Origin of the sequence: Methylobacterium carpenticola (assembly GCF_042748905.1) — a bacterium.
Taxonomy (GTDB): Bacteria; Pseudomonadota; Alphaproteobacteria; order Rhizobiales; family Beijerinckiaceae; genus Methylobacterium; species Methylobacterium carpenticola.
Genome location: NZ_JBHZEO010000001.1, coordinates 877,158 through 888,595 on the forward strand (window position 1 = coordinate 877,158; position 11,438 = coordinate 888,595).

Here is an 11,438-nt window from a genome sequence, read left to right on the forward strand (position 1 = left end):
CGGACAGGGAGAGAGCGGCATGGCGGAGCGGGGAGGGGCGGTCGCCGCCCTGGCGGCGCGGTTCCGGGAGGGCACGCCCCTCGTCAGCGCGTGGTGCGGCATCGCCGAGCCGGCGGTGGCGGGCCTGCTCGCGGCCGAGCCGGGTTTCGATGCCATCACGCTCGACATGCAGCATGGCGGCCACGACTTCGACAGCATCGCGCGGACGGTGCCCCTGGTGGCGGCCCGCGGCAAGCCGACCATCGCCCGGGTGCCGGTGGGCGCCTTCAGCACCGTCTCGCGGCTATTCGATGCGGGCGCCTCGGCGGTGATCGCCCCGATGGTGAACAGCGCCGAGGATGCCCGGCTGTTCGCGTCCTTCGCCAAGTATCCGCCGCTGGGCGCGCGCAGCTGGGGGCCGCTGCCGGCCCTGGCGCTCTCGGGGCTCGCGCCCGAGGCCTATCTGCGGGAGGCGAACGGGTTCTGCCTCTCGCTCGCCATGGTGGAGACGCGCGAGGCCCTCGACGCCGTCGACGCGATCCTGGCGGTCGAGGGCATCGACGGCATCTTCATCGGCCCCTCCGACCTCTCGATCGCGCTCTCGGGCGGGGCCGGCCTCGACCCGGGCGGGACGGTGGTGCGCGCCGCCCTCGACCATGCCCGGGCGCGGGCCCGGGCGGCGGGCAAGCGGATCGGCGTCTACGCCCATTCGGCGGCCCGCGCCCGCGAGAACATCCAGGAGGGCTTCGACCTGATCGCCCTCATGGGCGACGGGGCCCTGCTGCAGCTCGGTGCCCGCGCGGCGCTGACGGAGGCGCGGGGCTGAGCATCCCGCGCTGAAGGGCTTGCCGGATCGGCGGCGACGATGCCGAGACGGGTCTCGGTCGAGTTGCCCCGCGCCGTTCTGCGCACGGCTTCCGTCTCTGGAGCCGGGCCGATGTGATGAACCGATCCGGCCTGCGCTCGCTCACCGGCACACGTCATCCGCGACTCTTGACGTGGGAATTTTTCCCACATAGATCGGAGCCACGGGGCCGATGGAGGGTCCGCCGATGGCTGCACAGACTCGCCCGACCGCTCCCCTCTTTCCCCACTCCCCCGAGCTTCGGGCTTGGATCGCGGCCGGTCCGGCCGCGGCGCCTCATCGATCGGGCCGGATGCGCGGCCACGCCCTCGGAGCGGGCCCGGCCGGGATGCCGGGGGCGCGCGGAGCGCGGCCACGCGGGACGGTGCCGGGCCCGATGCCCCGGCCGGGCCGGCGGTCGGGCCTGTTCCTGGGCTGTGCCGTGCTGCTCGCCCTCGCGGCGCTATCGATCCTCGCGCTCGTCCGCCCTGGCGACGGCACCGCGGTGACCGAGGGCGGATGCGCCGGGCGCGTCTACCGGGATCCGGTGACCGGGCGGCCGGCGCCGATCGGCACGACGCGCCTGGACGCGGCCGGCCACCTCGTCTGCCGGCCGCGCGGCTGACGCCGCGTCTATTCCCCGGCGAAGCGCTGGGCCAGGAACAGCCCGGCCTGCTGGAGCACGGCCTCGTCGATGCCGTGGCCGAGGCCGGCCGAGAGGTGCCACTCCACCGGAATCTCCGCCGCCGCGAGGAGATCGGCGGTCATGAACAGGGCCTGGACCGGGATGACCTCGTCCTGATCCCCGTGCGCGACCAGGATCGGCGGCACGGAGCGGATCGCCGGCCCCAGGCTCTCGGGCCCCTTGCCCTCCTCGATCACCAGCATGCCGGACAGGCCGACCACCGCCGCGAGGCGCCGGGGCCGCCGCAGGGCGACGTGGAGCGCCATCATGCAGCCCTGGCTGAAGCCCACGAGGGCGAGGCGGCTCTCGTCCAGCCCGGCCCGCGTCAGCTCCGCGTCCAGGAAGCCGTCGAGGGTGGGGGCGGCCCGGTTCACGCCGCGCCAGCGCTCGTGCGGATCGCGGAAGGTCAGCGGGAACCACTGCCGGCCGAAGCCCTGGATGCAGGGCTCGGGAGCGTGCGGCGAGACGAAGGCGGCGTCCGGCAGGAGCGGCTGCCAGGCATGGGCGAGGTCGATCAGGTCGTTGCCGTCCGCGCCGAAGCCGTGCAGCAGCACCACGAGCTGGCGGGGCGGCCGGCCCGAGCGGGGCGGCAGGCGCGGGCCGGTGAGCGTCGTCATGGCAGGAATTCCGGGATTCAGGAGGAGACGGGCGCCGCGTCGCGCGCCTTGGCCACGCGGTAATACGCCCACAGCACCTTCGCGGCGACCCCGCGCCAGGGTCGCCAGAGCTCGGCCCGGGCTGTGAGCGCGGGCGCGCTCGGCCGGGCGTCGAGGCCGTCCGCGAGCCGCGCCGCTTCTTGGAGCGCGAGGTCGCCCGCCGGGAAGGCGTCCGGATGGCCGAGGCAGAACAGCAGGTAGACGTCCGCCGTCCAGGGGCCGATGCCCCGCACCGCCACCATCAGGCGGTGGGCCTCGTCGGCGGGCAGGGCGTGCAGGCCGTCGAGGGGCAGGCTTCCCGCCGCGACCGCCTCCGCCACCGCCCGCAAGGTGCGGATCTTCGGAGCCGACAGGCCGGCGGCCTTGAGGTCCGGCTCCGCGGCGCCCGCGAGGCTCTCCGGGGTCAGCACGGGCAGGAGGCACTTCAGCCGGTTCCAGATCGCCCCCGCGCTCGCGGTCGAGAGCTGCTGCGCGACGATGATGCCGGCGAGCCCCTCGTAGCCCGGCGGGCGCTTGCGCAGGGGCGGCACCGCCCCCGCCGCGACGATGCGGGCCATCACCGGGTCGCATCGCGTGAGCGCCGCAACGCCCTCCTGCAGCACGGCCTCGGAATCGAGGAGCCGCGCGGGCGGGCTCCCGGCATCGACGGCGCCGGCGCCGATCCCCATCTGTGGCTCAGCCGCTCTCCGTCCCATGGCGCCCGTGTCTCCTCCGGTCTTCCGCTTCGCTCCGAGCCCCAACGGGCGCCTCCATCTCGGCCATGCCTATTCGGCTCTCCTGAACGCGGATTTCGCCGACAGGATGCAGGGCCGCCTGCTGCTGCGCATCGAGGATATCGACACCACCCGCTGCCGGCCCGCGCTGATGGCGGCGATGCGGGACGATCTCGCTTGGCTCGGCCTCGCCTTCCCGGAGCCGGTGCGGCGCCAATCCGCGCATTTCGCCGATTACGCCGCCGCCCTCGACGCCTTGCGGGAGCGCGGCCTCGTCTATCCGTGCTTCTGCACGCGCAAGGCGATCGCGGCGGCGAGCCGGGCCCGCGACCCCGACGGGGCGCCCCTCTATCCGGGCACCTGCCGCGACCTGTCCCCGGCCGAGGCCGCGGTCCGGATCGCCGCGGGCGAGCCGCATGCCTGGCGCCTCGCCATGGACCGGGCCCGCGCCGCCTGTCCGGGGCCGCTCACCGTCGAGAGCTTCGACGCCGCGGGTGCATTCACCACCCGCCTCGCCGAGCCGGAGCGCTGGGGCGACGCGGTGCTCGCCCGCAAGGACGTGCCGACGAGCTACCACCTCGCCGTGGTGCACGACGACGCCGCGCAGGGCGTCACCCACGTGGTGCGCGGCCGGGACCTCGACGCCGCCACCGACCTGCACCGCCTGCTCCAGGCGCTGCTCGGCCTGCCCGCGCCCCGCTACCACCACCACGCCCTGCTCCTCGACGAGGGCGGCGACAAGCTCGCCAAGTCGCGCGGCTCCGAGCCGCTCGCTGCCCTGCGCGCACGGGGCGTCACCGCGGCGGATCTCCGCGCGCGCCTCGGCTTTCACGCGGAGCGCCCCGCGAACCGCTCCCGGTAGGCGCGCGGGCCGGTGCCGATCACCCGCAGGAAGCCGCGCCGCATGGTCTCCTCCGATCCGAAGCCGCACTGGGTGGCGGCCCGCGCCACGGGCGCGCCCTGCTCCAGGAGGCGCCGGGCGGCCTCGACCCGGATCTCCTCCACCGCCCGGGCCGGGGTGCGCCCGGTCGCCTGCCGGTAGTGGCGCGAGAAGCTGCGGGCGCTCATGGCGGCCTGCTCCGCCAGCGCGCCGAGGGAGAGGTCGGCGCGCAGGTTCTCGGCGATCCAGGCGTGGAGCCGCTCGAACCGCCCCGCCTCCTGCAGGGCGAGCAGCGTGCTGAACTGCGCCTGCCCTCCGGGGCGCTTGAGGAAGACGACGAGCTGGCGGGCGACCGCCAGGGCCGCCGCGCGGCCGAGATCGTCTTCCACCAGGGCGAGGGCGAGATCGATGCCCGCGGTGACCCCGGCCGAGGTCCAGACCGGGCCGTCCCGCACGAAGATCGGATCGGGGTCGAGGCGCACCTGCGGGAAGCGCTTGGCGAATTGCGCGCAGCGGCCCCAATGGGTGACGGCGCAGCGTCCGTCGAGGAGGCCGGCGGCCGCGAGCACGAAGGCGCCGCTGCAGACCGAGGCGGTGCGGAATGCCGTCTCCGCGCGGCACCGGACCCAGGCGACCAGCGCCGCATCCTCGCTCACCGCGTCGACTCCGCGCCCGCCCGCCACCACCAGCGTGTGCAGGGGAGCGCGCGCCGGGGGCAGGGGCTCCGCCGCCAGGGCGAGGCCCGCCGTGCTCGTCACCGAGGCTGCCGGGCCGACCACGGCCGGCGCGTAGGGCAGGGGCCGCGCGCCGGCCGCCGCGATGTCGTTGGCCGTGGCGAAGACCTGGAGCGGCCCGGCCACGTCGAGGAGCTGGACGTCCGGAAAGGCCAGGATCTCGACGCGGCGCGGGTTTGGCATGAAGCGAGGGATGTTTGGCGTCTCCGCCAGAGCCTGCTCCCGTAAGCTAGGGGCCGTCAATCGGGAGCCGCCATCATGACCCTGCGCTTCGGGATCCTCGTCTTTCCGTCCGTCCAGCAGCTCGACCTGACGGGACCCTACGAGGTCTTCGCCTCGGTGAAGGACGCCGAGGTCCATCTCGTCTGGAAGGAGCGGGCGCCGCTCACCGCCGCCACCGGCCTCGTCCTCGCGCCGACCACCACCTTCGCGGCCTGCCCGCCCCTCGACGTGCTCTGCGTGCCGGGCGGCAGCGGCGTGAACGCCCTCCTGGAGGACGAGGGGACCCTGGCCTTCCTGCGCGAGCGGGCCCCGGCGGCGCGCTTCGTCACCTCCGTCTGCACCGGCGCCCTCGTCCTCGGGGCGGCCGGGCTCCTGCGCGGGCGGCGCGCCACGACGCATTGGAACGCCCTCGACTTCCTCGGCCATTTCGGCGCGGAGCCCGTCGAGGCCCGCATCGTGCAGGACGGCCCGCTGATCACCGCGGGCGGCGTCACGGCGGGCATCGATTTCGGGCTCGCCGTGGTCGCGTCCCTCCTGGGGCGGGAGACGGCCGAGACGATCCAGCTCTGCCTCGAATACGCTCCCGCGCCGCCCTTCTCGGCCGGCACGCCGGGGGAGGCCCCGCCCGCGATCCTGGCGCGGGCGCGGGGGGCGCTCGCCGGCTCCCGGGCCGCGCGCGAGGCGATCCTCGCCCGCCTGCCGCCGCAGGCGTGAGCGCGCGTCAGGTCACGCCGGTCGGGCCGTCGAGGATCGCCCGGACCCGGCGCACCAGGTCGAGCCGCCGGTAGGGCTTGTTGACCACCTCGAACTCGTTGCCGCCCACATCCGTGCGCTCCAGGCTCGCCTCGGCATAGCCCGTGGTCAGCAGCACCTTGAGGCGCGGCTGGCGCCGCCTTGCCTCGCGCGCCAGCACCACGCCGTTCATGCCCCCGGGCATGATCAGGTCGGAGAACAGGAGATCCACCCGCTCGCTGCGGTCGAGGAGGTCGAGGGCCTCCCTGCCGTTCGCGGCCATCAGCACCGTGTAGCCGAAATCCTGCAGGATGGCCTGGGCGAGTTCGGCCACGTCGCGGCGGTCGTCGACGATCAGGATGGTCTCGGTGCCCGGCCGCTCGTTGCCGCGCGCGCGCGCCGCGGCCGGGCGCTCCTCGTCGCCCGTCGCCGGGAAGATCAGGCGCACGGTCGTGCCCTCGCCGACGCGCGACTCGATCTGGACCGCCCCGCCGGACTGCTTGGCGAAGCCGTAGACCATCGACAGTCCGAGGCCGGTGCCGCGGCCCTCCTCCTTCGTGGTGAAGAAGGGTTCCATCACCCGCGCCAGCACCTCGGGCGGCATGCCGGTGCCGGTGTCGGTGATGCCGATGGCGACGTAGCGGCCCGCCGCCGGCAGGCCCGGCCCGATCTCGTCCGACCCGATCTCGCGGTTCTCGGTGCGGATCGTGACGGTGCCCCCGTCCGGCATCGCGTCGCGGGCGTTGAGCAGCACGTTGAGGAGCGCGACCTCGGTCTGGGTCGGGTCGAGGCGGGCGTTGCGCAAGCGCGGATCGAGGTCGGTCCGCACCGTGATCTGGTCGCCCAGCGTGCGGTCGGCGAGTTCCCGCATGCCCTCGACGAGGGTGTTGAGGTTGAGGGCGCGCCCGTCGAGGCGCTGCTTGCGGGCGAAGGCCAGGAGTTGCTGGGTGAGCGTGGTCGCCCGTTCGGCGGCGGCGCGGATGTTCTCGGCCGCCCGGACCATGCGGGTCGGGTCGGCCTGCGGATTGGCGAGGCCCGCCTGAAGGATGTCGATGTAGCCGACCACCACCTGGAGCAGGTTGTTGAAGTCGTGGGCGATGCCGCCGGTGAGCTGGCCCAGCGCCTCCATCTTCTGCGACTGGCGCAAGGCATCCTCGGCGTCGCGGCGGCGCGACACGTCGAGCTGCGAGGCGAAGAAATACACGAGGTCGCCGGCGTCGTTGTAGACGGGCGAGACGAACAGGGCATTCCAGAAGGTCGAGCCGTTCTTGCGGTAATTGAGGATCTCGGTCGAGATCTCGCGCCGGTCCTTGATGGCGCGCCGGACCTCGGCGATCGTCTGCGGGTCGGTCTCCGGGCCCTGGAGGAGGCGGCAGTTGCGCCCGATCAGCTCGGGCGGCTCGTAGCCCGTCATGGTCCGGAAGGCCTGATTGGCGAAGATGATCGGGTTGTCCGGCTTGCGTGGATCGGTGACGATCATCGGCATGCGCGTCGTCTCGACGGCCGCGAAGAAGATGTCGCTCCTGTGGTCGGTGATCTCGCCCGAGGGACCGTGCTGGACGGTCGGGCCGCGCCCGACCGGCGGCGTCTCTGGCGTGCTCGTCATCGTGCCCCCGGGACCGCGTCCGCGCTCAACCCCTGTCGCAGAGGAAGGACCGGACCGCGCCGCGCATTCTGTTCCACGTGCTCACGAGATATGGGCGGAGCGCCCGGGGTCGAGGTCTCCGGATAGCGCGCGACGGCACGCCGCAAGGCGCGCCCGAGCCTTCATGCGGTCAGCCTTCCTCCTCCACGGCGAAGGCGACCTCTTCGGAATGGGCCCGCTCGAAGGACTGGATGACGTGCTGGTAGGAGCGCCAGGTCTCGCTGGCGTGGTCCGTCTCGTCGGGGCGCAGGGCGAAGAGCAGCAGCGAGCGCCCGGTCACCTCGTAGAGGCCGCCGATGTCGAAATGCTCGAGGTCCGCCACCTCGGGCCGGTTGGTGTCCACGAGCCGCACCCAGTCGCGGCCGCCCACCACCTCCGGCAGCGTGAAGGGAACGAGGTCGTGATGGGCGTTGAGGAGGACGAGCAGCGTCGCCTCCGAGCCGCGGCGGCGCAGCCCGCTTGTCGGCGCCCGTCCGTCGAGGAGCACGCAGAGCGCCCGCGCGTCGCCCTCGTTCCAGTTCTCCGGGGTCATCTCGGTCCCGTCCGGGGTGAGCCACGCCACGTCCTTGACCCCGAGCTCCTCGTCGTAGTCCCCGGTGAGGAAGCGCCCGCGCCCCAGCATGGGCAGGGCCTTGCGCAGGGTCAGCAGGCGGCGGGCGAACTCGGCGAGGTCGCGCTCCTCCGGCCCGATCGCCTCCCAGTCCAGCCACGAGATCGCGTTGTCCTGGCAATAGGCGTTGTTGTTGCCCTGCTGCGTGCGCGCGAACTCGTCCCCCGCCAGCAGCATCGGCGTGCCCCGCGACAGGAACAACGTCGCCAGCAGGTTGCGCATCTGCCGGAACCGCACCGCCCGGATCCCCGCATCCGCCGTCGGACCCTCGACCCCGTAATTGTACGACAGATTGTGCGAGTGACCGTCCCGGTTGTCCTCGCCGTTCGCCTCATTGTGCTTGTCGTTGTACGACACCGTGTCGGCCAGCGTGAACCCGTCATGCGCCGTGATGAAGTTCACCGAGGCCCACGGCTTGCGCCCGCGCTTGTTGAACTTGTCGGCCGAGCCGGTGAGCCGGGCGGCGAGGTCGGGCAGGAGGCCGTCGTCGCCCCGCCAGTAGGCGCGCACGTCGTCGCGGAAGCGGTCGTTCCACTCCGCCCAGCCTGGCGGGAAGCCGCCGACCTGGTAGCCGCCCGGCCCGCAATCCCACGGCTCCGCGATCAGCTTCACCGAGTTCAGGACCGGGTCCTGGCGGCAGGAATCGAGGAAGCCGCCGCCTTCGTCGAAGCCGTAGGGCTCGCGGCCCAGGATGGTGGCGAGGTCGAAGCGGAAGCCGTCCACCCGCATCTCCGTCGCCCAGTAGCGCAGCGAATCGGTGACCATCTGCAGCACCCGCGGGTGCGAGAGGTTCACCGTGTTCCCGGTCCCGGTGTCGTTGATGTAGTAGCGCTTCTGGTCGGGGAGGAGGCGGTAGTAGGAGGCGTTGTCGATGCCCTTGAAGGAGAGGGTCGGCCCGCGCTCGTTGCCCTCCGCCGTGTGGTTGTAGACCACGTCGAGGATGACCTCGAGGCCGGCGCCGTGCAGGCGGGCGACCATCTCCTTGAACTCGGAGAAGGCGAAGTCGGGCACGGCGGCGTAGCGGCGGGCCGGGGCGAAGAATGAGATGGTGTTGTAGCCCCAGTAGTTCCACAGATCCTTCTGGCGCAGGTAGTCGTCCTGCACGAAGGAGTGAACCGGCAGCAGTTCCACCGAGGTCACGCCCAGGCTGCGGATGTAGTCGAGCACGGACTTCGTCCCGAGGCCGGCGTAGGTGCCGCGCAGGCGCTCGGGCACGGCCGGGTGGCGCTTGGTGAAGCCCTTGACGTGGGCCTCGTAGATGACCGTGCGGTCCCAGGGGACGTTGGGCTTCTGATCGCGGCCCCAGGTGAAGGCCGGATCGATCACCCGGGACTTGCGCGTGAACGGCGCGCTGTCGCGCTCGTCGAAGCTGAGGTCGTCGCCGCTCTCCATGCGGTAGCCGAAGAGGGCGGGGTTCCACTCGATGGAGCCGACGAGGGCCTTGGCGTAGGGGTCGATGAGGAGCTTGTTGGGGTTGAAGCGGTGGCCGGCCTCGGGCTCGTAGGGCCCGTGGACGCGGTAGCCGTAGATGGTGCCGGGACGGGCATCCGGCAGGTAGCCGTGCCAGACCTCGTCCGTGTATTCGGGCAGGGGGATGCGCGCGATCTCGGTCTCGCCGGCATCGTCGAATAGGCAGAGTTCGACCTTGGTGGCGTGGGCGGAGAACAGGGCGAAGTTGACGCCGAGCCCGTCCCAGGTTGCTCCCAAGGGAAACGGCTGGCCCTCCCGGATGCGGGGACGGCGGATCACCGCCGGTTCCGCGGGCGTCGGGGGCGGGGAGACGAGCTTGGTCATGAGCGAGCCGAACGATCCGTAGCGGGGCGAAAGCCACGGGAGGCTGAACGCGCCGCCCACCGCCTGGGCTCCCGCCGCGGTGCGTTTTCCCCCGGATCCGGCCCGAGCCCGGGCCGGGCTCAGCGCCCGGGCGCTTCCTCGCGCGGCGCGGTGTCGATCGTCTGCTGGGCGATGTAGCGGCTGACCATGCCCTCCACCTCGCCGATCGTCTCCTCGATGAGGTGGGCCTGCAATTCCGCGCGCAGGTCGTCGCGCTCCGCGCCCTCGCGCTCCTGCAGACGCTGGAAGGCTTGGCGGACGACGCGATAGACCGCCTCGCGCTCGTCGCGCGACATGGCGGGGGAGATCGCGCGGGCGATCAGATCCGTGAAATCCGAGTCCGACATCCGGGTGGCCTCATGACCCGATCCGGTCGATCCCGTCGGGATGGCCGGATCCAGGCTTCGCTCAGGTGTCCGCGTTGATCGCGCGGAGACCGGATCAGATGTTGTGGTCCTTCACGCCCTCGACGAGGAGGGTGGCGCTGCCCCAGGTCACGAGGAGGCAGAAGAAGATCACCGACAGGCTCTCGCCCCGCAGCGGCAGCGCGGAGAATTGCGGGGCTGCCGGCGGCACGAAGGTCGCCAGATAGATCGATTGCTTGCTCGCGGCGATGCGGGCGCGTTCGAGCATGACGACGGCCGACTCGTTCAGGCGCTCGGCGACGGTGCGCTCGATCACGAGGCGCTCGTATTCGAGCAGGGCCTGGGCCGCGTTGGGCGCGTCCACCGCCATCGTGTCGCTCGTCAGCGATTTCTGAAGCTGCCGCATCTGCTGGTCGATGGCTGCGACGTTGGCGACCAGGGCCTGGATCGAACGCGACTTCTCGTCGAGCGACGACGAGCGCAGGACCTGAAGATCGTTCTCGAGCTTGATCTTCTCCTTCCGCAGGTCGATCAGCGTCATGTAGGTCGCTTCGGCGGACTTGGCCGGATCGATGATCCCCCAGCGGTTGCGGAACTCCTTGAGGGCGAGATGCGCCCGGGTGAGCCGCTCGCCGGCCTTCTCGACCTCCTCGCGGCTGTGCCGCAGCATGTCCTCCTGCGCCCGCTCCGAGATGACGTTGATCAGCGCCTCCGCACGGCCGACGATGTGGTTGGCGATCGCGAGCGAGTCCTGCGGCGTGAAGGCCACCACCTTGAGGGTGATGATGCCGGAGACGAGGTCGATCGACGCCTGCACGTGCTTGCGCCAGTACTTCAGCAGCTCCTCGACCGGCTCCTTGCCGGAATACTTCGCCCAGAAATCCGCCTCGTCGCGCATGAACATCGCCCGCACGTTGAGCGCCTTCTGCGCGCTCTCCAGCATCGGCAGGCTGCGGATGTATTCCGAGACGATGTAGGTGTCCTGGCTGTTGTTCTTCTGGATGAGGCTCGCGAACTCGCCGATCTTGACGTCGCCGAGGGGCAGCACCTCGCCGCGCACGGCGAAGCGCGCCTCGACCAGGTACTGGTCGGAGGCGATCAGGAAGAGGTAGAGGCCCGCCGCCGCGGTCGGCAGCAGCACGAAGAGAACGAAGCCGCGGACGATGCCGGCGCCCGCGCGCCGGGGCCGGACCTCCTCCTCCGTGCGGATGAGCCGGGTCCAGCGCAGGGGCTGGAGCAGCTGGAGCATGCGCCGCGGCCGCGGCGCGTCGACGGGCTCGATCGTCTCGGCGTCCCGGCGCAGCTCGGGCAGCGAGCGCCGCGCGAACGCGATGACGCTCCCGAGCCTGTCGCGCCGTTTGACCTCGTCCACGCTCATGCCGTCTGGTTCCCGCTCCCGCACGCCCGGCAGATGCCCGCCACCCGCGCCCCCGCCGGACTGCCCGGATCCGCGCAAGCGGCCGCGCTGGCTTATGCGGCCCAACCCTGGCGGGGGTCAACGAAGCGCGCCCGGGACCGGGCGCGGCCGGCCCTGCCGGCG

At 72.5% G+C, this 11,438-nt stretch carries 11 protein-coding genes; 4 read left to right on the top strand and 7 right to left on the bottom strand.

Annotation, left to right across the window (positions count from 1 at the left end; genetic code table 11):
- Positions 1-19 precede the first annotated feature (19 nt).
- Positions 20-805, top strand: coding sequence for an HpcH/HpaI aldolase family protein (locus tag ACE101_RS04160; RefSeq protein ID WP_379126292.1), 786 nt, complete (start codon positions 20-22; stop codon positions 803-805).
- Between the two features lie 415 nt (positions 806-1,220).
- A complete protein-coding gene (locus tag ACE101_RS04165; RefSeq protein ID WP_379126293.1) occupies positions 1,221-1,448 on the top strand; it encodes a hypothetical protein in 228 nt (75 codons plus the stop codon).
- An 8-nt stretch (positions 1,449-1,456) separates the two neighbouring features.
- On the opposite strand, the gene ACE101_RS04170 is transcribed toward ACE101_RS04165, so the two are convergent.
- Complete coding sequence (locus ACE101_RS04170) at positions 1,457-2,125, bottom strand: alpha/beta hydrolase (RefSeq protein WP_379126294.1); 669 nt, start codon at positions 2,123-2,125, stop codon at positions 1,457-1,459.
- 17 nt (positions 2,126-2,142) lie between these two features.
- Entirely contained in the window at positions 2,143-2,832 is a 690-nt protein-coding gene (locus tag ACE101_RS04175; protein ID WP_379126295.1) for a DNA-3-methyladenine glycosylase family protein, read from the bottom strand.
- Between the two features lie 34 nt (positions 2,833-2,866).
- Between ACE101_RS04175 and gluQRS the strand changes: the two genes are divergently transcribed.
- Positions 2,867-3,739 (top strand): tRNA glutamyl-Q(34) synthetase GluQRS, encoded by an 873-nt coding sequence (gene gluQRS, locus ACE101_RS04180; protein ID WP_379126296.1) that lies wholly within the window; start codon positions 2,867-2,869, stop codon positions 3,737-3,739.
- Here the strand turns inward: gluQRS and ACE101_RS04185 are convergent.
- Positions 3,706-4,674, bottom strand: coding sequence for a GlxA family transcriptional regulator (locus ACE101_RS04185; protein ID WP_379126297.1), 969 nt, complete (start codon positions 4,672-4,674; stop codon positions 3,706-3,708). The genes gluQRS and ACE101_RS04185 overlap by 34 nt on opposite strands.
- A 75-nt stretch (positions 4,675-4,749) precedes the next feature.
- Here ACE101_RS04185 and ACE101_RS04190 point away from each other — a divergent pair, with 75 nt between their 5' ends.
- On the top strand, positions 4,750-5,427 hold the full coding sequence (locus ACE101_RS04190; protein ID WP_379126298.1) for a DJ-1/PfpI family protein: 678 nt from the start codon (positions 4,750-4,752) through the stop codon (positions 5,425-5,427).
- A 7-nt stretch (positions 5,428-5,434) separates the two neighbouring features.
- Here the strand turns inward: ACE101_RS04190 and ACE101_RS04195 are convergent, their stop codons facing one another.
- The 4 genes from ACE101_RS04195 to ACE101_RS04210 all read right to left on the bottom strand — a co-directional run bounded on the left by ACE101_RS04195 (position 5,435) and on the right by ACE101_RS04210 (position 11,276).
- Complete coding sequence (locus ACE101_RS04195; protein ID WP_379126299.1) at positions 5,435-7,051, bottom strand: hybrid sensor histidine kinase/response regulator; 1,617 nt, start codon at positions 7,049-7,051, stop codon at positions 5,435-5,437.
- Between the two features lie 169 nt (positions 7,052-7,220).
- Positions 7,221-9,494, bottom strand: a complete 2,274-nt coding sequence (gene glgX, locus ACE101_RS04200; RefSeq protein WP_379126300.1) for a glycogen debranching protein GlgX — start codon at positions 9,492-9,494, stop codon at positions 7,221-7,223.
- Positions 9,495-9,613: 119 nt separating this feature from the next.
- Complete coding sequence (locus ACE101_RS04205) at positions 9,614-9,880, bottom strand: hypothetical protein (protein ID WP_379126301.1); 267 nt, start codon at positions 9,878-9,880, stop codon at positions 9,614-9,616.
- 94 nt (positions 9,881-9,974) lie between these two features.
- Positions 9,975-11,276, bottom strand: a complete 1,302-nt coding sequence (locus ACE101_RS04210; protein WP_379126302.1) for a KpsE/RkpR family capsule polysaccharide export protein — start codon at positions 11,274-11,276, stop codon at positions 9,975-9,977.
- Positions 11,277-11,438 lie beyond the last annotated feature (162 nt).

Coding starts and splice junctions, on each gene's coding strand:
- ACE101_RS04170 (WP_379126294.1), bottom strand. CDS start 2,125: ATGACGACGCTCACCGGCCCGCGCCTGCCGCCCCGCTCGGGCCGGCCG.
- ACE101_RS04205 (WP_379126301.1), bottom strand. CDS start 9,880: ATGTCGGACTCGGATTTCACGGATCTGATCGCCCGCGCGATCTCCCCC.
- ACE101_RS04190 (WP_379126298.1), top strand. CDS start 4,750: ATGACCCTGCGCTTCGGGATCCTCGTCTTTCCGTCCGTCCAGCAGCTC.
- glgX (WP_379126300.1), bottom strand. CDS start 9,494: ATGACCAAGCTCGTCTCCCCGCCCCCGACGCCCGCGGAACCGGCGGTG.
- ACE101_RS04185 (WP_379126297.1), bottom strand. CDS start 4,674: ATGCCAAACCCGCGCCGCGTCGAGATCCTGGCCTTTCCGGACGTCCAG.
- ACE101_RS04175 (WP_379126295.1), bottom strand. CDS start 2,832: ATGGGGATCGGCGCCGGCGCCGTCGATGCCGGGAGCCCGCCCGCGCGG.
- ACE101_RS04165 (WP_379126293.1), top strand. CDS start 1,221: ATGCCCCGGCCGGGCCGGCGGTCGGGCCTGTTCCTGGGCTGTGCCGTG.
- ACE101_RS04160 (WP_379126292.1), top strand. CDS start 20: ATGGCGGAGCGGGGAGGGGCGGTCGCCGCCCTGGCGGCGCGGTTCCGG.
- ACE101_RS04195 (WP_379126299.1), bottom strand. CDS start 7,051: ATGACGAGCACGCCAGAGACGCCGCCGGTCGGGCGCGGCCCGACCGTC.
- ACE101_RS04210 (WP_379126302.1), bottom strand. CDS start 11,276: ATGAGCGTGGACGAGGTCAAACGGCGCGACAGGCTCGGGAGCGTCATC.